At 64.4% G+C, this 19,127-nt stretch carries 24 protein-coding genes and 1 riboswitch; of the genes, 8 read left to right on the forward strand and 16 right to left on the reverse strand.

Features of this window, described 5'->3' with window-relative positions; all coding sequences use genetic code 11:
- Nucleotides 1-10: 10 nt before the first annotated feature.
- Together proC and AC0L27_RS10240 are read right to left on the reverse strand one after the other, a co-directional pair.
- Nucleotides 11-838, reverse strand: coding sequence for a pyrroline-5-carboxylate reductase (gene proC, locus AC0L27_RS10235; protein WP_354208213.1), 828 nt, complete (start codon nt 836-838; stop codon nt 11-13).
- 183 nt (nt 839-1,021) lie between these two features.
- Nucleotides 1,022-1,522 (reverse strand): type III secretion system chaperone family protein, encoded by a 501-nt coding sequence (locus tag AC0L27_RS10240; RefSeq protein WP_354208212.1) that lies wholly within the window; start codon nt 1,520-1,522, stop codon nt 1,022-1,024.
- A gap of 407 nt (nt 1,523-1,929) precedes the next feature.
- Nucleotides 1,930-2,089, forward strand: a riboswitch (FMN riboswitch).
- A 76-nt stretch (nt 2,090-2,165) separates the two neighbouring features.
- Between AC0L27_RS10240 and AC0L27_RS10245 the strand changes: the two genes are divergently transcribed.
- The gene (locus tag AC0L27_RS10245; RefSeq protein ID WP_354208211.1) at nt 2,166-2,744 is read left to right on the forward strand and encodes a 6,7-dimethyl-8-ribityllumazine synthase; all 579 of its coding nucleotides are present in this window, start codon (nt 2,166-2,168) and stop codon (nt 2,742-2,744) included.
- Nucleotides 2,745-2,826: 82 nt separating this feature from the next.
- On the opposite strand, the gene AC0L27_RS10250 is transcribed toward AC0L27_RS10245, so the two are convergent.
- The 8 genes from AC0L27_RS10250 to AC0L27_RS10285 all read right to left on the reverse strand — a co-directional run bounded on the left by AC0L27_RS10250 (nt 2,827) and on the right by AC0L27_RS10285 (nt 10,394).
- The gene (locus tag AC0L27_RS10250; protein WP_275172449.1) at nt 2,827-3,861 is read right to left on the reverse strand and encodes a D-alanine--D-alanine ligase family protein; all 1,035 of its coding nucleotides are present in this window, start codon (nt 3,859-3,861) and stop codon (nt 2,827-2,829) included.
- Nucleotides 3,858-4,886, reverse strand: a complete 1,029-nt coding sequence (locus AC0L27_RS10255) for a putative zinc-binding metallopeptidase (RefSeq protein WP_354061563.1) — start codon at nt 4,884-4,886, stop codon at nt 3,858-3,860. The genes AC0L27_RS10250 and AC0L27_RS10255 overlap by 4 nt, the downstream gene beginning before the upstream one ends.
- 137 nt (nt 4,887-5,023) lie before the next feature.
- Nucleotides 5,024-5,977 carry a ribose-phosphate pyrophosphokinase gene (locus AC0L27_RS10260; protein ID WP_007596822.1) on the reverse strand — a complete coding sequence of 318 codons (954 nt, stop codon included), beginning with the start codon at nt 5,975-5,977 and terminating at the stop codon, nt 5,024-5,026.
- Nucleotides 5,978-6,170: 193 nt separating this feature from the next.
- The gene (locus tag AC0L27_RS10265; RefSeq protein ID WP_275172451.1) at nt 6,171-6,785 is read right to left on the reverse strand and encodes a hypothetical protein; all 615 of its coding nucleotides are present in this window, start codon (nt 6,783-6,785) and stop codon (nt 6,171-6,173) included.
- A gap of 113 nt (nt 6,786-6,898) precedes the next feature.
- Entirely contained in the window at nt 6,899-7,666 is a 768-nt protein-coding gene (gene pgeF / locus AC0L27_RS10270) for a peptidoglycan editing factor PgeF (RefSeq protein ID WP_275172452.1), read from the reverse strand.
- Nucleotides 7,663-8,781 (reverse strand): class I SAM-dependent methyltransferase, encoded by a 1,119-nt coding sequence (locus AC0L27_RS10275; protein ID WP_275172453.1) that lies wholly within the window; start codon nt 8,779-8,781, stop codon nt 7,663-7,665. Before AC0L27_RS10275 ends, pgeF begins: the two co-directional genes overlap by 4 nt.
- 21 nt (nt 8,782-8,802) lie before the next feature.
- Nucleotides 8,803-9,648, reverse strand: a complete 846-nt coding sequence (lgt, locus tag AC0L27_RS10280; protein WP_473318851.1) for a prolipoprotein diacylglyceryl transferase — start codon at nt 9,646-9,648, stop codon at nt 8,803-8,805.
- Nucleotides 9,649-9,662: 14 nt separating this feature from the next.
- On the reverse strand, nt 9,663-10,394 hold the full coding sequence (locus AC0L27_RS10285) for a dienelactone hydrolase family protein (protein ID WP_027520357.1): 732 nt from the start codon (nt 10,392-10,394) through the stop codon (nt 9,663-9,665).
- 168 nt (nt 10,395-10,562) lie between these two features.
- On the opposite strand from AC0L27_RS10285, the gene AC0L27_RS10290 reads away from it, so the two are divergent.
- The 4 genes from AC0L27_RS10290 to ychF all read left to right on the forward strand — a co-directional run bounded on the left by AC0L27_RS10290 (nt 10,563) and on the right by ychF (nt 13,695).
- Entirely contained in the window at nt 10,563-10,814 is a 252-nt protein-coding gene (locus tag AC0L27_RS10290; protein ID WP_007596812.1) for an accessory factor UbiK family protein, read from the forward strand.
- A 284-nt stretch (nt 10,815-11,098) separates the two neighbouring features.
- A complete protein-coding gene (locus AC0L27_RS10295) occupies nt 11,099-11,818 on the forward strand; it encodes a 50S ribosomal protein L25/general stress protein Ctc (protein WP_275172456.1) in 720 nt (239 codons plus the stop codon).
- Nucleotides 11,819-11,876: 58 nt separating this feature from the next.
- Nucleotides 11,877-12,482 (forward strand): aminoacyl-tRNA hydrolase, encoded by a 606-nt coding sequence (gene pth / locus AC0L27_RS10300; protein ID WP_275172457.1) that lies wholly within the window; start codon nt 11,877-11,879, stop codon nt 12,480-12,482.
- A gap of 115 nt (nt 12,483-12,597) precedes the next feature.
- Nucleotides 12,598-13,695, forward strand: a complete 1,098-nt coding sequence (gene ychF / locus AC0L27_RS10305) for a redox-regulated ATPase YchF (RefSeq protein ID WP_473318855.1) — start codon at nt 12,598-12,600, stop codon at nt 13,693-13,695.
- 121 nt (nt 13,696-13,816) lie between these two features.
- On the opposite strand, the gene AC0L27_RS10310 is transcribed toward ychF, so the two are convergent.
- On the reverse strand, nt 13,817-14,113 hold the full coding sequence (locus AC0L27_RS10310; protein WP_275172458.1) for a DUF4282 domain-containing protein: 297 nt from the start codon (nt 14,111-14,113) through the stop codon (nt 13,817-13,819).
- A 176-nt stretch (nt 14,114-14,289) separates the two neighbouring features.
- Between AC0L27_RS10310 and AC0L27_RS10315 the strand changes: the two genes are divergently transcribed.
- From AC0L27_RS10315 to AC0L27_RS10325, 3 genes are all read left to right on the forward strand, one after another.
- A complete protein-coding gene (locus AC0L27_RS10315) occupies nt 14,290-14,742 on the forward strand; it encodes a MaoC family dehydratase (RefSeq protein WP_354208208.1) in 453 nt (150 codons plus the stop codon).
- On the forward strand, nt 14,742-15,224 hold the full coding sequence (locus AC0L27_RS10320) for a MaoC family dehydratase (protein WP_354255184.1): 483 nt from the start codon (nt 14,742-14,744) through the stop codon (nt 15,222-15,224). Before AC0L27_RS10315 ends, AC0L27_RS10320 begins: the two co-directional genes overlap by 1 nt.
- Nucleotides 15,225-15,422: 198 nt before the next feature.
- Entirely contained in the window at nt 15,423-15,569 is a 147-nt protein-coding gene (locus AC0L27_RS10325) for a hypothetical protein (protein WP_007596790.1), read from the forward strand.
- A gap of 40 nt (nt 15,570-15,609) precedes the next feature.
- On the opposite strand, the gene AC0L27_RS10330 is transcribed toward AC0L27_RS10325, so the two are convergent.
- The 5 genes from AC0L27_RS10330 to AC0L27_RS10350 all read right to left on the reverse strand — a co-directional run bounded on the left by AC0L27_RS10330 (nt 15,610) and on the right by AC0L27_RS10350 (nt 18,992).
- Entirely contained in the window at nt 15,610-15,747 is a 138-nt protein-coding gene (locus AC0L27_RS10330; RefSeq protein ID WP_007614812.1) for a hypothetical protein, read from the reverse strand.
- A gap of 280 nt (nt 15,748-16,027) precedes the next feature.
- The gene (locus AC0L27_RS10335) at nt 16,028-16,450 is read right to left on the reverse strand and encodes a hypothetical protein (RefSeq protein ID WP_275172461.1); all 423 of its coding nucleotides are present in this window, start codon (nt 16,448-16,450) and stop codon (nt 16,028-16,030) included.
- A gap of 309 nt (nt 16,451-16,759) precedes the next feature.
- Complete coding sequence (locus AC0L27_RS10340) at nt 16,760-17,677, reverse strand: hypothetical protein (RefSeq protein WP_275172462.1); 918 nt, start codon at nt 17,675-17,677, stop codon at nt 16,760-16,762.
- A gap of 214 nt (nt 17,678-17,891) precedes the next feature.
- A complete protein-coding gene (locus tag AC0L27_RS10345; protein WP_354208206.1) occupies nt 17,892-18,332 on the reverse strand; it encodes a nuclear transport factor 2 family protein in 441 nt (146 codons plus the stop codon).
- A gap of 207 nt (nt 18,333-18,539) precedes the next feature.
- Nucleotides 18,540-18,992, reverse strand: a complete 453-nt coding sequence (locus AC0L27_RS10350; RefSeq protein WP_275172464.1) for a nuclear transport factor 2 family protein — start codon at nt 18,990-18,992, stop codon at nt 18,540-18,542.
- Between the last annotated feature and the right edge of the window lie 135 nt (nt 18,993-19,127).

Here is a 19,127-nt window from a genome sequence, read left to right on the forward strand (position 1 = left end):
CGCGCTCTAGCTACTTCGCCAATTCCTTCGACCGCTGCGTCGCCGCCGCGATCGCGCGGATCATCAGATCGCGCAGGCCGGGCTCGCCCATCAGCACGCCGAGTGCCGCGGCCGTGGTGCCGCCGGGCGAGGTGACGTTCTGGCGCAGCGTGCCGGAGGCAAGCTCCGACTGGTGGAGAAGTTCACCCGAGCCGGCGACGGTTTCGCGCGCAAGTTTTGTCGCGAGCGCCTCGGGCAATCCCGCCTGGACGCCGGCGCGCGCGAGTTCTTCGGCCAGCAGAAACACATAGGCCGGGCCCGAGCCGGACACCGCGGTCACCGCGTCCATCAGGCTCTCATCGTCGACCCATTCGACCGAGCCGGTGGCGCGTAGCAGCGCATCGGCCACCGCGCGTTGCGGTGCGCTGACGTTGTTCGCGGCGACAGCCACCGTGATGCCGCGACCGATCGCGGCCGGCGTGTTCGGCATCGCGCGCACCACCGCGCCGCCGCAGACCTCTTGAAGCGAGGCGATCGTGGTGCCCGCCATGATCGAGACCACGGAGGTCTTGTCGGAGACGAACGGCTTCAGCTTGGCGCCGGCCTCGCGGAACATTTGCGGCTTCACCGCGACGACGAGCGTCTCGATCCGGCCTGCCGTCGTCACGTCCGGATTGAGCGCCACCCCCTTGGCGGCAAGCGCGGTGATCTCGGCCGAGACGTGCGGATCAATCACTGCAACGCGGTGCGGATCGAGCCCGCCCGAAAGCCATCCGGTCAGCATCGCGCCGCCCATCTTGCCTGCGCCGGCGAGCAGGATGGTGCCGGTGATGTTTTCGAGAGTGCTGTTGCTCGTCATAGCCGTTGCCACCGCCGTCGTCCCGGCGAAGGCCGGGACCCATTACCACGGCTGGTTCTAGTGGAAGGATGGCAAGGCAACAAGCATCGCGAGCTACACAAAGACCTCGCGGTATGGGTCCTGGCTTTCGCCAGGACGACGATGGAGAAAGCTGGGCTCGCTCGCTGCCTCGGGAGAGTGCGCTTACGCCTCGCCCACCGTGTCGAACATGGCTGCGTCCATGGCTTCCGTCGTGGACTTGCCCGCCCACACCACGAACTGGAACGCCGGGAAATAGCGTTCGCAGGCGTGGATGGCACCGGCGAGCATGGCTTCGCACTGCCCGGTGGAAGCGATGAGCCCGCCCGGCAGCACCAGGGCCTGCCTGTGCATGATCATGCCGGTGGTGGTCCACAGGTCGAAGTGCCCGACCCATAGCTGCTCGTTGACGGCGGCCACGAGCCGCTGCACCTCCGGTCGCCGCGCAACCGGAATCTTCATGTCGAAAGCGCAGGCCAGATGCAGCGCCTCGATCTCGCCCATCCAGGTGAAGGAGATCTGATAGTCGATCCATTGTCCCTTGGAGACAATCGTGAGTTCGTCTTCGCCGGAGCGTTCGAACGGCCAGTTGTTGCTGGCAGCGATATCCTCGACCACCGCGAGCGGATGGTTCTTGGAATCGATAGTGCCTTCGAGCAGGGACATGCCGTCTCGACCTCTTGCCTTTTTGTTGTCTTTGATACGCACGCGGTTGGTCCGGCGCGCGCTCCCTTTAAATTCGTTAAGGCGATCCCTCGGAGTCGCTGTCGCGATCTCCTCGGATCAAGCGCGGGCTTGTCGCGGATCAACTGATGTGATTTGCGGAATCTGCGCAACTGGCTGCCGAGTCCGTCCACAAGCCAGGACTCGTTCGTCCACAGCTCATCTCGGCCACAATTATTAACGGGAAGAACAAATCGGAATCGGATTCGATGGCCCGCCAATCGTTAATTCCGTCGCGTGCCCCTGGACCGCCATGGCGGCATGGGACCATGCGGTTTTCCATGCGGAACCCGCTTGCCGCGGCCCCCAACCGGCGTCATATTTCGGTCAGGCCGTTCATTCCGGACGGCCGATGTTCTCAGGGCGGGGTGAAAGTCCCCACCGGCGGTAAGGGCCGTAAGGCCTAAGCCCGCGAGCGCCTTCCTCCAAGTCTGTTGCTGAGGGGAAGGGTCAGCAGATTCGGTGCAACTCCGAAGCCGACGGTTAAAGTCCGGATGAAAGAGAACGGTCGGTGGCAGACGCATCGCAGGATGCGGCTGTTTGTCGTTCCGTGTGCCCTGATTCTGGTCCTTAACTGAGGAAAGCCATGAATCAGATGTTGCAAGACCCCCAAGCCGAAACTTCCAAGGCCGAAATTTCCCAACCAACCCAAACGCCACCGCCGGTTCCGCAGGATCCGGCGCCCGAGCACCCGCGCTTCGCGAAACCGCAGCGGGTGGCCTTCGTGCAGGCCTGCTGGCACCGCGACGTGGTCGAGGAGGCCCGTATCGCCTTCGTGAAGGAGGCGGCAGCGCGCCACCTCAATCATGTCGACGTGTTCGAGGTGCCGGGCTCGTTCGAGATCCCGCTGCATGCGCAGATCCTCGCCAAGACACGGCGCTACACCGCGATCGTCGCGGCCGGCCTGGTCGTCGACGGCGGCATCTACCGCCATGAGTTCGTCGCCGACACCGTGATCAAGGCGCTGATGGACGTGCAGCTGCGCACCGAGGTGCCCGTGTTCTCCGCGGTTCTGACGCCGCAGCAATTCCACGAAACCGAGGTGCACTACGATTTCTTCCGCAAGCATTTTGCGATCAAGGGCGTCGAGGTGGCGGCCGCCTGTGCGGAGACATTGCTCGGGCTCGAACGCCTGCGCGGCCAGGTCGCCGCGGGAATCGCGTAACGCAGCGCAACGACCATCCCTCATCCCGAGGGGCGCGAAGCGCGTCTCGACGGATGAGGGGCGATCGCCGCCGTGTTCGTCATCAGCCGAGCGAGACCCCCGCCTTGGCGCGGCTGATTCCGAGGGCCAGGATGCGCTGCAGGAGTGCCGGATATTTGAGTCCGGCATGTTGAGCCGCTGTGGCGAACTCCTGGCTCTTCGCAATCTCGGGATTGGGATTGGCTTCGATGAAATACGGTGTGCCGTCGGCGGTGAGACGAAAATCGATGCGCGCGTAGCCGTCGAGGCCAAGCGCCCGATAGATGCGTTTCGCGGCCCGCTGGATCCTGGCGGTCACTTCCGGCGCCAGATCCTTCGCTGGCCCGTCGACGATGCCGACCTTCTCCTGATAATCGGTGTCGTGCTTGGCCTTCTCGGTGGCGATGTGCCGTGAAGAGCGGCCGCCCATGCTGCCGAATTTCAACTCCCAGATCGGCAGAACGCGTAAGCGGTTGTTGCCGAGCACGCCGACGTAAAGCTCTCGCCCCTCGATGAACTGCTCGGCGATGGCGGCGGATTCGACCCGCTCGTGGATAAAGGCGACCCGCTCCGCCAGCTTTTCGTCGGTGTCGACGATCGAGGCTTGCGAGATGCCGAACGAGCCATCCATGTTCAGGCTCTTGACGATCAGCGGCAGCGCAAGACGCGTCGGGCGTTTCACCTTGCGGCGCATCGGGAAGACGGCAAAGGCCGGAGCGGCGATCCGGCGGTGATGCACCAGCGTCTTGGACAAATCCTTGCCGCGGGCCAGGGTCAGGCCGCGCGGATTGCACCCGGTATAAGGGACCTTCATCAGCTCGAGATAGCTCGCGATGTGCTGGTCGAAGGCGACGTTGTTGTGGAATTCCTCCAGCAGCGTGAAAACCACGTGCGGCTTGAACTCCTCGATCGCCTCGCGCACCGGCTTGATTTCCTCCTGCGCACCGAGCGGTCGAACCTCGTGGCCGGCTGCGCGCAAGGTGCTCACCACGTCGTATTCGGTTTTCCACGCATTGATCTCCTGCGGGCTATATCCGTCGGAGGAGTCCGGGGGCAGGAAGTCCGGATGCATGAGGACCAGAATGCGGAGACGTCTCATAGCGCGATCCACTTTCGCTGAGACGGGCCAAACATCGTGTGCATCGTCTTGGCGGTCACGAGGACGATGAAGTCGAGAACGAGTTTCTGTTCGGGGCCGACGGCGCGCAGATCGAGCTCGCGACAGCGGGAGATCATCTCGTCAAGCACGGCATCGAGTGTAAGCTGATTCTCGCCCGTCCATCGCGCCACCAGCTGCCTGATATGGGCGCGGTGCCGCCGGATCAAAGCCGAAGCCGGCTTCGACCGGTGATGCCGTGGATCGGCTGAAAACAGCCGGGATAGATCGCGGTCGTAGGTCTTCGGAGGTGTGAAGGCGTAGAACGCCTGCTTCTTCTTGTAGTGCTCTTCGAGCGTCTGGCTGAGCCGACCCAGCGTATCGACACGCTCTCGGGTCGTGATCGGCGGCCGCTTGCCCGCGATCTCGCCCATCAGCTCGTCGACATATTCGAGCTTCTTCAGTGCCGGCCAGCCGGCATATCGCGTCCGCCAGTTCGAGCGCGGCCGCAGCCACACCGCAAAGGTCTCGGCGAAATCCTCGTCCGGATGGCTCTGCGCGTACCAGAGCCGCAGATGCTGGACATAGCGCCGGCTCGCCGGATTGGGCCGGTAATAGCGCGGATAATGTTTCGACGACGGGCCGAACAGTTGCTGCCAGCGCCGGCGGCGCTGCAGCTGGTAGCCGTGCTGTATGGCGTGGCCCGCTTCGTGACGGAGGATGGCCATGCATTCGCGCCAGGTTCCGCCCTCGACGTCGAACATCATCTTCTTCTCGAGCTTCATCAGGCGGGGATGAGCGAGATAGAACGGAATGGCGATGCCGGGAACGCCGCCCGGACTGAACCATTCGCTCGACATCCATGTGTGCGGCCGCAGCCGGATATCCCGTTCTTCCAGCTCCTCGTAGAGCGTGCTGACGCAATCCTCGAGCCAGGTGCCTTCGACCGTAACCCTCAGGCTGGAGAGACGTTGCTTGAGCAACTCGTCATCCGACAGCTTCTCCCAGGCAAATTTCCGGCGTGGCATCGGGCATCCAGAGGGCAGAGATGACTCGGGATTCGGATGATGTCATGGGCGGTCGTTGGCAACAACCCGGGGGCTGCCTCGTAAGGGACGCAGACGCTCGCACTTCCTCTGCCTGCAAGCGGGGCGAGGTAAGAAACTCAGTCGAACAGGCTCGACACCGACTCTTCCGCCGCGGTCCGCGCGATCGCGTCGGAGATCAGGCTGGCGATCGGCAGCGTGCGGATGTTCGGCGCCTTGCTCACCGCCTCCGTCGGCAGGATCGAGTCGGTGATCACCAGCTCCTTCAGCCTGGAGTTCGTGATCCGGGCGGCCGCGCCGCCGGAGAGCACGCCGTGGGTGATGTAGGCGTAGACGTCCTTGGCGCCCTTGGCGATCAGCGCGTCGGCGGCGTTCACCAGCGTGCCGCCGGAGTCCACGATGTCGTCAATCAGGATGCAGGTGTAGCCGGCGACGTCGCCGATCACGTTCATGACCTCGGATTCACCCGCCCTCTCGCGGCGCTTGTCGACGATCGCGAGCGGGGTGTTGATGCGCTTGGCGAGGCCGCGTGCGCGCGCCACGCCGCCGACGTCGGGCGAGATCACCATCGTCCTGGAGAGGTCGAACTTGTCCTTGATGTCGCGCACCATCAGCGGTGCCGCGTAGAGGTTGTCGGTCGGGATGTCGAAGAAGCCCTGGATCTGGCCGGCATGCAGGTCAAGCGTCATGACGCGGTCGACGCCGGCCTGCGTAATCAGATTGGCGACGAGTTTTGCCGAGATCGGCGTGCGCGAACCCGATTTGCGGTCCTGCCGGGCGTAGCCGAAATAGGGCAGCACCGCGGTGATGCGGCGCGCCGAGGAGCGGCGCAGTGCGTCGGTGATGATCAGCAATTCCATCAGATGGTCGTTCGCCGGGAACGAGGTCGACTGGATGACGAAGGCATCCGAGCCGCGCACGTTCTCCTGGATCTCGACGAAGATCTCCATGTCGGCGAAGCGCCGTACCACCGCCTTGGTCAGCGGCAGGTCGAGACCCTGCGCGATGGCCTGCGCGAGAGCCGGATTGGAGTTGCCGGCGACGAGCTTGATGGAGCCGTTCTTGGCCGACATGGACGCTTCCTCCCGCGCTTTGCTGGACACGATGTTCAACATCAAACAATACCCACTCGAAGCACGGTTACGACGGGCGAGGAAATATCAGGCCGGGGGCTGCGATGGCAACCCGGGAGGCTACGTTTTCCCTGCGAAATCCTGAGTCCGGCCAACGGTTTGGCTGGAAGTTGGGGCCGTGGTTTCGCGGGGGTTATCGCTCGGCATAGCCCAGCGCCGAGGCCGGCATCTCGGCCACCGGGGCCTCCGGCATCACGCTCGCCACGGCCGGCCCGCGCAAGCCGGGAGCCGAGCCCGGCGCATCCGGCGTTCCGTTGATCATGTTGGAAAGTCCGCTGAATCCGGCTTGGGCGATCTTCCGCAGCACGAGGTCGTCGGCCGCGCTCCAAGGATCGCGGCCGCCCTTGGCCGCAGTCGGTTCCTCGCCGGAAAGGCGCAGCGCCCGCTGCTGGTTGGCGTCGTAGACGTCCCAGACCCAGGCGATCACGGTCTTGCCGCGCACGATCTGGGCGGAGAGGTAGCTGCGCACGCGGTAGGCAGCCGTCCCCTCGCGCGAGACCACGGACAGGCTGCGCAGCTTGGATTCGCTGTCGAGCACGCCGACCATGCGGTCGAACACTTGCGGCGGCGGCCCGTCGATCGATTCGAACGCGACTGTCGCCCCCGAGCCGGCGCTCGGCGCCATCGCATAGGAGTTCGCGGCACCACCGCCACCGGCACAGCCGCCGAGGGCTGTCGCAGCCGTCAGCAGCATGACCGCCAGCACGCGCGAACCCGCGCGGCGCAAGATGAATGACGCGTCCCTCATTATGGAGGGCAGCGATATCGTTAAAACGCATTAACGTCTAGGGCGGGGGCGCCACAGGCCACTGTCATCGCGCGCAGGCATAGCCCCGGAATGACACGGGGTTGCCGTTGTGTTCACGCTTCGAGCGCGATCGCGTGAACGTGGCGGCCGTAATCCGGCTCCTTGCGATGTACCGAGCGGCGGTAGCTGAAGAAGCGTTCGTCGGCGTAGGTGTCCAGACCGAGATCGTCGATCATCAGGATGCCCGCGGCTTCCAGACGCTTGCGGATGAAGCCGGCGAGATCGAACATCGCGTGTCCTTCGCGCACCGACGGGATGAAGAACATGGCGTTGTCCGCATCCGCCTCGATGAAGCGCGTCACGAACTCGTTGCCGACTTCATAACTGTCCTGGCGGATCAGCGGGCCGACCGCGGCGATGATGCCGCCACGCGAGGCGCCGAGTTTCTCCATCGCCGAAATGGTCTGCTCCAGGACGCCGGTGAGCGCGCCCTTCCAGCCGGCATGCGCGCCGCCGATCACGCCCGCATTGGGGTCGACGAACAGCACGGGCCCGCAGTCGGCGGTGGAGACGCCGAGCGCGATGCCGGGCACCTTCGTCACCAGCGCATCGCCCTTCGGCCGCGGCCCGCTCGGCCACGGCGCGTCGGCCACGAGCACGTCGGGCGAATGGATTTGGTGCAGGCTGAGAAAGCGTTCCGGTGCGACGCCGACATGCTCGGCCATGCGGCGGCGGTTCTCCGCGACAAGGAGTTGATCGTCATTGGAGCCGAGCCCGCCGTTCAGCGCGGAATAGATGCCGCCCGAGACGCCGCCTTCGCGGGTGAAGAAGGCATGGCGCAGGCCCGGCACCGCCGACAGCAGCGAGGAGGCAAGCGTCATGAACCGTCTCCGGTGCGTTCGAGATCGCTGAGGCCCGCAAGGCCCGTTAGCCGCGGCTCGGAGATGCCGAGCACCTTGAACATCGAGCCCATGCCGCTGCGGCCGGTTTCGGTCAGGCGCTTTAGCGCGATCGAAATGTCGGTGGCGACGTCGGGCGCCGCCTTCTGCATCAAGGCGGCTGCACGGGTCTCGATGCCGACGCGTTTGAGAAAATCGCCCTGCGTCACCGGCCCGTGCACGCGGGCGCCCACGTCCTCCGCTCCGCGCGCGAGCGCCTGGAAGTCGACATGGGCTGTGACGTCGGCCTGGCCCGGCGCCTTCAGGGGATCGGTGAAGGTGTGGCGCGCGATCGCCTGGAAGGTGTCGCCGGCATCGCTGCGCAGGTGGCCGTAATCGATGATCAGCGCCGCGCCGTCCTGGTCGCGCACGCGGCTGGCGAGCTTCATGATCTCAGCATCTGGCCGCCATTCGAACACGGCCCCGACGGGCGCGGCGCGGACCAGAGGCGGCAACAGCACCTCGAAGCGCGGCGTCGGCTCGGCCGCCGCGCCGAATTGAAGTTTTCCATTGGCGTCGACCTCGATCACGCGCTCGTGCCAGCCGTTCTCGTGACGGACCATCTGATGGATCGGCAGCACGTCGAAATATTCGTTGGCGAGGATGATGCTCGGTCCCTCAGGCACGTCGTCGATGCTGTCGTGCCAGGCGATGTTGCGCACGCCCGACAGCGTCGCACTCTGCCGCTCGCGCAGGACCGGATTGACCTCGACCATGTGGATATGGAGCGCCTGATAGAGCGGCGGCAGCACGCGGAGCGCACGCAGCGCATCCGCCATCATGGTGCCGCGGCCGGGGCCGAGCTCGATCAGCCGCAGGAATTGCGGCGAGCCCATCTGCTTCCACACCGAGGCGGTCCACAGGCCCAGGAGCTCGCCGAACATCTGGCTGACCTCGGGCGCGGTGGTGAAGTCGCCTTCTCGTCCCAACGGATCGCGCGAGACGTAATAGCCGTAGCGCGGATGCATCAGGCACAGTTCCATGTACCGCCAGACCGGCATGGGGCCTGAGGATTTGATCAGCGCCTTGATCTCGTCGAGTAACGGCTGGTCGGTCACGGTCCATCTTCTCAAAAGGAATTAACGAATAGCCCCTGCGGGCTTCGGCGCACCGCGCCTCACTGCCAATAGAATAAGTATGAGGCCGACAATAAGCATCGGGATCGACAACAGCATGCCCATGGTTAATCCGCCCCAGAGGAAGCCGAGCTGGACGTCCGGTTCGCGGAAATGCTCGCCGGCGATCCGGCTCAGACCATAGATCAGGATGAACGCGCCGAGGATCATGCCCGGTCGCTTCAGAGCACCGAACCGGATCATGACCGCGAGGGCGGCAAACAGCAAAATGCCCTCCATGCCGGCCTCATAGAGCTGGCTCGGATGGCGCGGCAGTTGGGTGGGATCGTTGGGGAAGATCATCGCCCAGGGCAGCTCCGGGTCAGCGGCGCGGCCCCACAATTCGCCGTTGATGAAATTGGCGATGCGGCCGAGCAGCAGCCCGACCGGCGCGACGGCGGTTGTGATATCGCCGAGCGACAGGATCGAGATGCCGTTGCGATAAGCAAACCACATCACCGCGACGACGCAGCCGAGAAAGCCGCCGTGGAAGGACATGCCGCCTTCCCACAGCCTGAAGATCGCAGCGGGATGGTCGATGAAGAAGGGCAGATTGTAGAACAGCACATAGCCGGTGCGGCCGCCGAGGATGATGCCGAGCGTGACCCACAGAATGAAGTCGTCGATCTGCACCAGCGACATCGGCGCCGGGCCGCCCCACAGCCGCTCTTTCTTCAGGAGCGAGCGCGCATAGAGCCAGCCGAACACGATGCCGCAGATATAGGCCAGCGCATACCAGCGGATCGCGAACGGACCGATCTCGATCGCGATCGGCTTGAAGGCGGGAAAGTCGATGAGCAGAAAGGGCATCGCGCCTTCTATGTCTAGACGAGATTGCGGCGATAGAGCGCCAGCAGACGCTCCCAATGCCGCTCGGCTGCGTCGCGGTCGTAGACCGGACGCTTGGGGAAGGCGAAGCCGTGATGGGTGCCGGGATAGATCTCGACTTCGGCTTTGGCGCCGCTCATGCCCTGCTTCACCTTCTCGATGATCTCGGCGGGCGCGTAGATGTCGGTCTCGGCGCAGGCGAAGTAGAGTTCGGCCTTGGTCTTGGCTGCCGCGAGATGCGGGCTGTCGTCCTGGTCGGTTGCGAGCTGCGTGCCGTAGACCGAGGCGGCGGCCTTGACGCGATCGGGGAAGTGCGTGGCGGCATTAACGGCGTAGCGGCCGCTCATGCAGTAGCCGACGGTGCCGATCAGTTTGGTGTTCGCAGCCGCCTGGCCCTCGGCATAGGTCAGCAACGCCCGCGTGTCGTCCATGATCATTGGGATCGTGAGCGATCCCATCAGCGCAAACATGCGCTTGCGTTCCGGGGCGTTCGGATCGGCGGGCAGCGCGCCGAGCTCCATCACGCCGGAGCGGTAATAGAGGTTCGGCAGCATCACGTAATAGCCCGATGTCGCGAGCCGGCGCGCCATGTCACGCAGCTCTTCGCGGATCGCCGGCGCGTCCATGTAGAACAGGATGACCGGAAACGGCCCGCCGCGTTCGGGATGGCTGATGAAGGTTGCGGTGTGACCGTCCTTGGTGGGGATCGCGATCTGCTGGTCGATCATCTCGAGCGCCTTTGTGATTCTTCTTATGCAGGGACGTTGAATACGATTGCAAGGAAACCGGGGCATGACAAGGATACCGCTGATCGGCCCTTGAACCGGCCCAATCGGATTGCCATTGTCTCCCCGTGCGTTCGCGCAGAGTTCATCGAAAGCCGCCAGGAGACCGACATGACCCAGACCAACAACCGGTTTTTCGACGAGATCGGCCGCCTGATGAACGATGCCGCCGGTGCCGCGCAGGGCGTCAAGCGCGAGTTCGACACGGTGATGCGCACCCAGGCCGAAAAATTCCTGCGCGATATGGACCTGGTCAAGCGCGAGGAGTTCGAGGCGGTCAAGGACATGGCGCGCCTGGCGCGTGAGGAGAACGAGGCTCTGAAGGCGCGCATCGCGGCGCTGGAGGCCAAGCTCGGCGGGTAGGGGGAATCGTAGCCCGGATGGAGCCAACGGGTCGGCGCGAAGCGCCGCCCGATGACAGGCTTCGCGGCAATCCGGGGTGTTCCAGCGGCGTAGGTCCCGGATTACGCTGCGCTCCATCCGGGCTACCGATACCTTCCGGCCGCCCATTCTCCTTGTCATTTCCGCGTCTTCCGGGTAAAAGCCCGCCACGTCTGCAGCCCCCGCACCCCTGGAGGCTTGCTGCGGCGTATGCCATGGGCCGCGTTGCGGCCCATTAACTTTTGCAAAAACAAGGACTTAACGTTATGGCGACCGTCAAGGAATTGAAGGCGACCGCACGTCCGAAGAGCGGCAAGGGGGCCGCCCGGGCTGAGCGTCGCGCCGGGAGAGTGCCCGGAGTGATCTATGGCAACAACCAGCCCCCGCTGACGATCTCGATCGAAGATCGTGAACTGCGCACCCGCATCCTCGCCGGCCGGTTCCTGACCACGCTGGTCGACATCGATCTCGAGGGCAACAAGCACCGCGTGATTCCGCGCGACTACCACCTCGATCCGGTCAAGGATTTCCCGATCCACGTCGACTTCATGCGGCTCGGCGAAGGCGCCACCATCCGCATCAGCGTTCCCTTGCACGTGGTGAAGGCTGAAGGTTCGCCGGGCGTGAAGCGCGGCGGCGCCGTGAACATCGTTGCGCACGCGATCGAGCTCGAGTGCGGCGTGGAGAACATCCCGCAGTTCATCGAGGCCGACGTCGGTTCGCTCGAAATCGGCCACTCGCTGCATCTCTCCGACATCAAGCTGCCGGCTGGCGTGAAGGCGCTGACGTCCGAGGACGCGACCCTCGTCACCATCGTGCCGCCGTCCGGCTACGCCGAAGAGCAGAAGGCCGCGGCTGCTGCTCCTGCTGCGGGTGCTGCTGCTCCGGCGGCTGGTGCTGCTCCGGCTGCGGGTGCTGCTGCTCCGGCAGCGGCTGCCAAGGCCCCGGCTGCCAAGGCTCCCGCCGGCGGCGACAAGAAGAAGTAATCTCTCAAAGCTGGCGCGCGGTCCATGACCGCGCGCCGAGCGAGGGGCGCGCCGCGTCATGCGACTGTTTGTTGGGCTCGGCAATCCCGGCCCGAAATTCGCACGTAACCGGCACAATGTCGGCTTCATGGCCGTCGATGAGATCGCGCGGCGTCATGGTTTCGCGCCCTGGCGCCGCAGGTTTCAGGGCGAGACCTCGGAAGGCACGCTCGGCACCGAGCGCGTGATCCTGCTCAAGCCGATGACCTACATGAACGAGTCCGGCCGCAGCGTTCAGGAAGCGGCAAGCTTCTTCAAGATCGCGCCGGGCGACGTCACCGTATTCCATGACGAACTCGAACTGCCACCGGGCAAGGTGCGGGTGAAGGTCGGCGGTGGTATCGCCGGCCACAACGGCCTGCGCTCGATCTCCGCCCATATCGGCAACGAGTACCGCCGGGTGCGGCTCGGTATCGGTCATCCCGGCGTCAAGGAATTGGTGCACGGCCACGTGCTGTCGGACTTCGCCAAAGCCGACAACGACTGGGTGGCGACGCTCTGCGACGCGGTGGCCGAGCACGCGGCATTGGTTGCCAAAGGCACGGACGCGACCTTCGCCAACAGGGTGCATCTCGCCATGCAGGCGAAGGGATTTTTGACCAAGGACGACAACGGCAAGGAATAACTGGCTCTCCGTCATGCCCGGGCTTGACCCGGGCATCCACGTTCTTGGTGCCGCAAGTCAAAGTCGTGGATGGCCGGGTCAAGCCCGGCCATGACGAACATGGATAGAGGACATTATGGGATTTAAATGCGGGATCGTCGGATTGCCCAATGTCGGCAAATCGACTTTGTTCAACGCGCTGACCGAGACGGCCGCGGCGCAGGCGGCCAATTATCCGTTCTGCACGATCGAGCCGAATGTCGGCGAGGTCGCGGTGCCGGATCCGCGGCTCGACAAGCTCGCAGCGATCGCCAAGTCGGGCCAGATCATCCCGACCCGGCTGACCTTCGTGGATATCGCCGGCCTCGTGCGCGGCGCGTCCAAGGGTGAAGGCCTCGGCAACCAGTTCCTCGCCAACATCCGCGAGGTCGACGCCATCGCGCACGTCGTGCGCTGCTTCGAGGATTCCGACATCACCCATGTCGAGGGCAAGATCGCCCCGCTCGCCGACATCGAGACCATCGAGACCGAGCTGATGCTCGCCGATCTCGACAGCCTCGAAAAGCGCGTCGACAATTTGTCCAAGAAGGCCAAGGGCAACGACAAGGACGCCAAGGAGCAGCTCGATCTCCTCAACCGTACGCTGGTGCTGCTGCGGGAGGGCAAGCCCGCGCGTCTGGTCGAACGCAAGGCGGAGGAGGAGCGCGCCTTCGGGATGCTCGGGCTGCTGTCCTCAAAGCCCGTGCTCTACGTCTGCAACGTCGAGGAAGGCTCGGCCGCGACTGGCAATTCGTTCTCGAAGGCGGTGCAGGACCAGGCTGCCAAGGAGGGCGCCATTGCCGTGGTCATCTCGGCGAAAATCGAATCCGAGATCGCCACCATCTCACGTGACGAACGCGCCGACTTCCTGGAGACGCTGGGTCTCGAAGAGGCCGGCCTCGATCGCCTGATCCGCGCCGGCTACACGCTGCTCGACCTCATCACCTATTTCACGGTGGGCCCGAAGGAAGCGCGCGCCTGGACCATCTATCGCGGCACCAAAGCGCCGGGCGCGGCCGGTGTGATCCACACCGACTTCGAGAAGGGTTTCATCCGCGCCGAGACCATCGCGTATGAGGACTACGTCGCGCTCGGCGGCGAAGCCGGCGCCCGCGATTCCGGCAAGCTCCGCCTCGAAGGCAAGGAATACGTCGTCGCCGACGGCGACGTGATGCATTTCAGGTTCAATACGTAAGATCTGGATAGGTTCGTAGGGTGGGTTAGCGCAGCGTAACCCACCATGCTTCCTCGTTTTGCAGAACGAAGTTGGTGGGTTATGCCTTCGGCTAACCCAGCCTACGGCGCCGGTGCTTGCCTCACTTCATCCCGCCGCCCTGATCCCTGATCGCGCCGAGATGCTCGTTGATGCGGAAGATGATCAGGATCAGCTCGGCGAGAATGCGCGAGAACACGATTCCGACGACGACGCTCGCGATCGACGACAGCAGCATCAGGAAGCCGCCGAACGGGCTGATCGCCATCATCGCGAGGCCGGAGAAGATGCCGGAGAGGCCGAACAGGCAGATCAGCGCGATCACCAGCCAGTAGAAGGTCTTGATGATCGTCGGCGTGATGAAGCGGTCCCATTGAAACAGGTCGCTGAATGAAAACATTGCTCTCCCCAGGCAATTCAGGTGTTGCCGGGCCTTGCAAATGGATCGAGACCCCTGACCGATCCGACTCAAGACCACGCCGGCGCGCCGAATGTAGCACGAGCCATGCGGGCCGGCGGGTTGAGATTGCCGCAAAGTGCGGCCACAATCTGTCATTCCCTCAAACCTTTCCCAAGATGACCCTGACCTTCGAAGATTTCCCGCCCGGCCGGTTCGGAACATTCGGCCCGCGCCATGTCACGCGCGACGAGATCGTGGCCTTTGCCGCCGAGTTCGATCCGCAGCCGATGCACCTCGACGAGGAGGCCGCCGGCAAAAGCATGCTGCGCGGCCTGTCCGGCTCGGGCTGGCATCTCTGTTCGCTGATGATGCGGATGATGGCCGACGGTTTCATTACCCGCGCCGCTTCGCTGGGATCTCCCGGCGTCGATGAAGTGCGCTGGCTGTCGCCGCTCAGACCCGGCGACGACCTCATGCTCGACGTCGACGTCGTGGAGGCCCGCACCTCGAAGAGCCGGCCGGAGCTCGGCATCGTCAAGTTCAAATGCACCGTGCGTAACGCGGCGGGGCAGGCGCTGTGCGAGATGACGTCGCCGATCCTGATCAAGCGGCGCGAGGGGGCGGTCTGATGCCGTTTTTCGAGGAGATCGAGATTGGGCATCGCCGCGAGATCGGCGCCTATACGTTCACGGCCGAGTCGATCAAGACATTCGCCGCAAAGTTCGATCCGCAGCGTTTTCACCTCGACGAGGAGGAGAGCAAGAACTCGCTGTTTGGCGGGCTCGCGGCCTCGGGCTGGCATGTCGGCTCGGCCTGCATGAGCCTGCTTGTCGCCGACGGCCAGCGTTTGGCGCGGGAAGCCGTTTCGCGCGGCGAGGAGGTCGCGGTGTGGGGCCCATCGCCGGGCTTTCGCGACCTGCGCTGGATCAGGCCGGTGCTCGCCGGCGACATCATCACCTACGTCAACGTCGTCATCGACAAGCGCAGCTCCGCCTCGCGACCCGGCTGGGGCATCCTGACCGCCCGCACCACCGGCACCAACCAGCGCGGCGAGGACGTCTACGCCATCACCGCCAGTGCCTTCGTGCCGATGCGTGCGAACGGTGGTTAGATTCGTTCCAGGATGAACGGCAAAAACAGCGTGCGAGTGTTGCCTCCGCGCTATGGACGCGATTCCGGGTGGCTGCCATAAGCCTGCGCAACATGGTTTTCCCGCGAAGCATTTGGCGGAACCATCGAGTTGCTAACCAATTATGAACCTGTCGCTGTCTATTTGAACGAACTGGGCAGAGTACAGGGGACGAGGACCATGGCAGACCGCGGCGCACTCAAGCTGGTCGGATTCATCTTTGCTACCGCGACGCTGGCCGTGATGTTGGTGGCCGGCATGGTGGTGAAGGGCTATGCCGATGGTGCCTACACCCTGGAAGCTTCGACCGTGGAAGCCGCCCGGTAAATTTCGTTAACTCCGCGGGGCCGCAACGCGGCCTTCGCCTTCAGCGGCTATAGACGAACGCCAATATCGCGATCGCAACCGCCAGCAATCCGACAAAACGCAGCATGATCGTGCCGAACTGGTTCGGCGCGGGCCGCAGCGGTATCGGGTCGGTGGTGTCGGGCCGAATGCTTTCCATGAAATGTCCCCAGGCCCGGCCGCGATGGCAAGGGCGCCTGGCGTTAGTCGCCGCGGGGATGCGGGAAGTTCAAAACCCTCCGCTGTCATGCCCCCCCGAAAGCGGGGCATCCAGTACGCCGGTGGCTCTCGGTCTAGCCTCGCTGCCTCTGGAATACTGGATCACCCGCTTTCGCGGGTGATGACACTTTCATGGGACGCATGCGCACTCATCACACCCCCGAATCAAAACCGCCGCGCCCCTTTCGGAACGCGGCGGCTGGTGATGCGGGATGCAGTGATCAGCTGTTGCGCAGGCCGTCGGCGGCGCGCTTCCACTGCGAGACGTTGTCGGCGATCATGCGGGTCGACTTCATCGCGGCCTGGCTGAGCTGGGCGTAGCCGGAGATCTCGCGCTGGACGCGCTGGCCTTCGGCGTGGAGCAGATCGCGCAGGCTCTCGAGCTCGGAGATCAGATTCTCGATCTCGGCAAGCGAGGTGCCGGCGACGCGCTGGATCAGCGAGTTGACGTTGGTGACGGTGGCCTCCGCGCTCGGATCGAGCGGCGGTGCGTCCGTGGTCGTCGACGCCGGACGGCGCAGATAGGCGATGTCATTGCGGACGAAGTCACGGATGCCGGCTTCGACTTCCGTCACGGCGGCGAGGTTGGTGTCGATGGTCTCGGTCTCGGTACCTTCGGTCTTTTCCGGACGCATGGCGTTCATCGTTGTTCCCCTGTTCGCGTTGAGCGCAGCGCGAGTATCCCCCGCACGACGACGTCAGTCTGGGACTAGGGCGTCGGATTTTGGCCGCAACTTGGCCGAGGTGCGGCAAGGGCGGTCTATTCGGGGGCTTTGCCGTGACGTATGGTTACGAGAGTCTAAACGCCCTTGCCGCGCCGAACTTTCTAGCTCCTCATGGTGAGGAGCGCGAAGCGCGTCTCGAACCATGCCAGGCCCGGCTCTCGCGGGGGCCTCGATCCTTCGAGACGCGCTCCGTTGGAGCGCTCCTCAGGACGAGGGGAGAGAGTGGACCTACCAGCTCTTCTTGAAACCCGCCGTCAGGCTCTTGTTGATCGCCCCTTGCGAGGTTTCGCCGACCGAGCCGGAGACGGTGACGTTGTCGAACAGCTTCTGTTCCGCGCCGACCTTGCGCAGCCATTTGTCGTCGGTGGTCGACAGCGACTGGCCCGCGGTGATGCTGGTGCCGGTGTCGGTGAGAGTGACCTTGGCCGACTGGTCGGTCTCGTAATTGCGCGTGATGTGACCGCCGACGCCGGGGAGCGCCGTGGTGCCCTGCTGGTTGACGCTGTAGCCGTTCTGGAGTGTCAGCGACGTGTCGCCCGACAGCGGCACCGACTTGATCAGCGACGCCCCGAGCTTGCTCTGTTCGGCGCCGGGATCGACGCGGGCCTCGACTGCGGTCTTGTCCCAGATCGCGCCCGCGCCCGGCGCGGTCGCGGCCGCCCAGGCGCTGCCGGACGACTGAGGCACGCTGCCGCCATTGGTGGCCTTCTGCGCCAGCAGCTCGGACATCGTTCGCGGCTCGCTCGTCACCGTCATGTCGGCGCCGATGCGGGCGTCCCAGAATGAGGATACCGACTGCTTCACCGTCACCGCCGAGGAGCCGTTGGCGTTGGCGTTCGTTGCCCAGTTCAGCCCGTCCTTGGCGGCGGCCTGGGCGCGCTTCTTGGCGGCGATGATGTCGTTGAGCGTGCCGGCGTCGATCGCGAGCTGGCCCCAATCGAGCTTGTCGACGTCGATGCCACGGAGCAGGTCGGGGTCGTTGACATCAGGGGCCTCCGCCGTCTCGGCCTCGTCGTCGGGCGCTGCGGCCGGGCCGGGGGAGAAGGGCGGAATGATCTGCGCCGAAACCGTCAGCACCGATCCCAAGATGAAAGCGGCCGCCAGCATCGGCAGCCTGGTCCAGCCAAACCCTGTCGCGAATTCCATCGTCCTGCCCGTCAGCCCAGTTCCCGCCCAGGATGCGGAACCATCGTTGCGAAATTGTGGCGGTTCCATCAAACGCGAACCAACGGGCCGCGCGAAAGGCGCGCGCCCGAGGACGAGCTTCTCCACGATTGCATCCGGCGGGGCTGGAGGCCAGGACGCGTCGCGGGGAGCATCAGCCATCGGTCCCGAACAGCGGGGCCCGTTGGTGTTCCGTTCAGCCGACGCTGGTCATCTTGGGCAGATGAATGGCGCGGCCGAGTGCCTGCTCGACCAGATCAAACGTGTCGATCAGCACGCGCATGCTGGTGAGCTTGCCCGCCCTGAACTGGGCGAATTGCGCCACCCGCAAGCTGATCGGCTTGCTGGAATCCAAGGCGGTCAGCGAATAGCGCAGCATCGAGGCGGCGGAATCGACGCCGAGCATGATGCTCTCGCGGTCGAAGCGGCGGACCTGGAAATTGTCGGCGAACTGGCGGATGACGTCGAGCACGGCGTCCTTGCCCTGGCGCGCGCCGAGGAACGGAAACATGTTGATCGGGCCGTAGAGCGCCCACTCGACGTCCTCGTCGATCAGGGCCTCGATGTCCTCGAAATGCCGGTCGTTGATCGCGCGATGCAACGCACGCGAGAAACGCCAGAGGCTGTGCTCTGTCATCTTGGGCAGTCCTGAAGCTGGCTTGCAAAAAAAACGAAAAACAACCCCAAGCGCACAGGATAAGGTGCCGCGGGGTCGCTCAACTCATTTGTATACGAATAAATACGCCAATTCGGCCAAAACGCAATTCACGTTTTTGCAATGCACAATTGACCCCGGCGTGTGAGATTTACAATAGGACCCGTATTTTTCCGGTCCGGGCCGGGGCTAGCCCCCGTCCACCCGCTCGCCCACGATCAGCGGGCCAATCTCACGTTCCAGCACCTGCTGCACCAGATCGTAGGAGTCGATGATCTCGCGGATCTGCGCCACCTCCCCGTTGCGGAAAGTGTAGAACACGGCCATGTCGACCTGAATGATGCGGTCGTTGCTGCGCTTCCTGAAGAACACACGTAGATAGGCCGCGACCGCGTCGCCCTCGGCGACGATCTGCGGCGCCTCGTAGCGGATCTCGGCGTATCGCTCCTGCACGGTGCGCCAGAACTCGCCAAGTTCCTTCTTGCCGTGGCAGGGGCCCATGTGCGGCAGCACGTCGATCGGCGCGTGGGTGAGAAAGTCGACGTCGTCGGTGCAGCAGGCGAGCGCAGCCTGGAGGTCGCTGCGCGCAATGGCGTCGAGCAGATGCAGCACGCGCTGGCGATTGAGCTTCTCGACCGTCATTCCGCCCGTCCTCATTGGCCGTGTGGAGTTGCGCAAGGCTAACGCGCCGCCTCGGACACCGGCAATCCGCAAAACCACAGGGGATACTGCAGACAATATGACGCGCCAGCGCAATGCCAGGTTCATGGCTGCAAT

It is taken from the genome of Bradyrhizobium sp. Ken51, assembly GCF_055807435.1.

Coding starts and splice junctions, on each gene's coding strand:
- proC (WP_354208213.1), bottom strand. CDS start 838: ATGACGAGCAACAGCACTCTCGAAAACATCACCGGCACCATCCTGCTC.
- AC0L27_RS10240 (WP_354208212.1), bottom strand. CDS start 1,522: ATGTCCCTGCTCGAAGGCACTATCGATTCCAAGAACCATCCGCTCGCG.
- AC0L27_RS10245 (WP_354208211.1), top strand. CDS start 2,166: ATGAATCAGATGTTGCAAGACCCCCAAGCCGAAACTTCCAAGGCCGAA.
- AC0L27_RS10250 (WP_275172449.1), bottom strand. CDS start 3,861: ATGAGACGTCTCCGCATTCTGGTCCTCATGCATCCGGACTTCCTGCCC.
- AC0L27_RS10255 (WP_354061563.1), bottom strand. CDS start 4,886: ATGCCACGCCGGAAATTTGCCTGGGAGAAGCTGTCGGATGACGAGTTG.
- AC0L27_RS10260 (WP_007596822.1), bottom strand. CDS start 5,977: ATGTCGGCCAAGAACGGCTCCATCAAGCTCGTCGCCGGCAACTCCAAT.
- AC0L27_RS10265 (WP_275172451.1), bottom strand. CDS start 6,785: ATGAGGGACGCGTCATTCATCTTGCGCCGCGCGGGTTCGCGCGTGCTG.
- pgeF (WP_275172452.1), bottom strand. CDS start 7,666: ATGACGCTTGCCTCCTCGCTGCTGTCGGCGGTGCCGGGCCTGCGCCAT.
- lgt (WP_473318851.1), bottom strand. CDS start 9,648: ATGCCCTTTCTGCTCATCGACTTTCCCGCCTTCAAGCCGATCGCGATC.
- AC0L27_RS10285 (WP_027520357.1), bottom strand. CDS start 10,394: ATGATCGACCAGCAGATCGCGATCCCCACCAAGGACGGTCACACCGCA.
- AC0L27_RS10290 (WP_007596812.1), top strand. CDS start 10,563: ATGACCCAGACCAACAACCGGTTTTTCGACGAGATCGGCCGCCTGATG.
- AC0L27_RS10295 (WP_275172456.1), top strand. CDS start 11,099: ATGGCGACCGTCAAGGAATTGAAGGCGACCGCACGTCCGAAGAGCGGC.
- pth (WP_275172457.1), top strand. CDS start 11,877: ATGCGACTGTTTGTTGGGCTCGGCAATCCCGGCCCGAAATTCGCACGT.
- ychF (WP_473318855.1), top strand. CDS start 12,598: ATGGGATTTAAATGCGGGATCGTCGGATTGCCCAATGTCGGCAAATCG.
- AC0L27_RS10310 (WP_275172458.1), bottom strand. CDS start 14,113: ATGTTTTCATTCAGCGACCTGTTTCAATGGGACCGCTTCATCACGCCG.
- AC0L27_RS10315 (WP_354208208.1), top strand. CDS start 14,290: ATGACCCTGACCTTCGAAGATTTCCCGCCCGGCCGGTTCGGAACATTC.
- AC0L27_RS10320 (WP_354255184.1), top strand. CDS start 14,742: ATGCCGTTTTTCGAGGAGATCGAGATTGGGCATCGCCGCGAGATCGGC.
- AC0L27_RS10325 (WP_007596790.1), top strand. CDS start 15,423: ATGGCAGACCGCGGCGCACTCAAGCTGGTCGGATTCATCTTTGCTACC.
- AC0L27_RS10330 (WP_007614812.1), bottom strand. CDS start 15,747: ATGGAAAGCATTCGGCCCGACACCACCGACCCGATACCGCTGCGGCCC.
- AC0L27_RS10335 (WP_275172461.1), bottom strand. CDS start 16,450: ATGAACGCCATGCGTCCGGAAAAGACCGAAGGTACCGAGACCGAGACC.
- AC0L27_RS10340 (WP_275172462.1), bottom strand. CDS start 17,677: ATGGAATTCGCGACAGGGTTTGGCTGGACCAGGCTGCCGATGCTGGCG.
- AC0L27_RS10345 (WP_354208206.1), bottom strand. CDS start 18,332: ATGACAGAGCACAGCCTCTGGCGTTTCTCGCGTGCGTTGCATCGCGCG.
- AC0L27_RS10350 (WP_275172464.1), bottom strand. CDS start 18,992: ATGACGGTCGAGAAGCTCAATCGCCAGCGCGTGCTGCATCTGCTCGAC.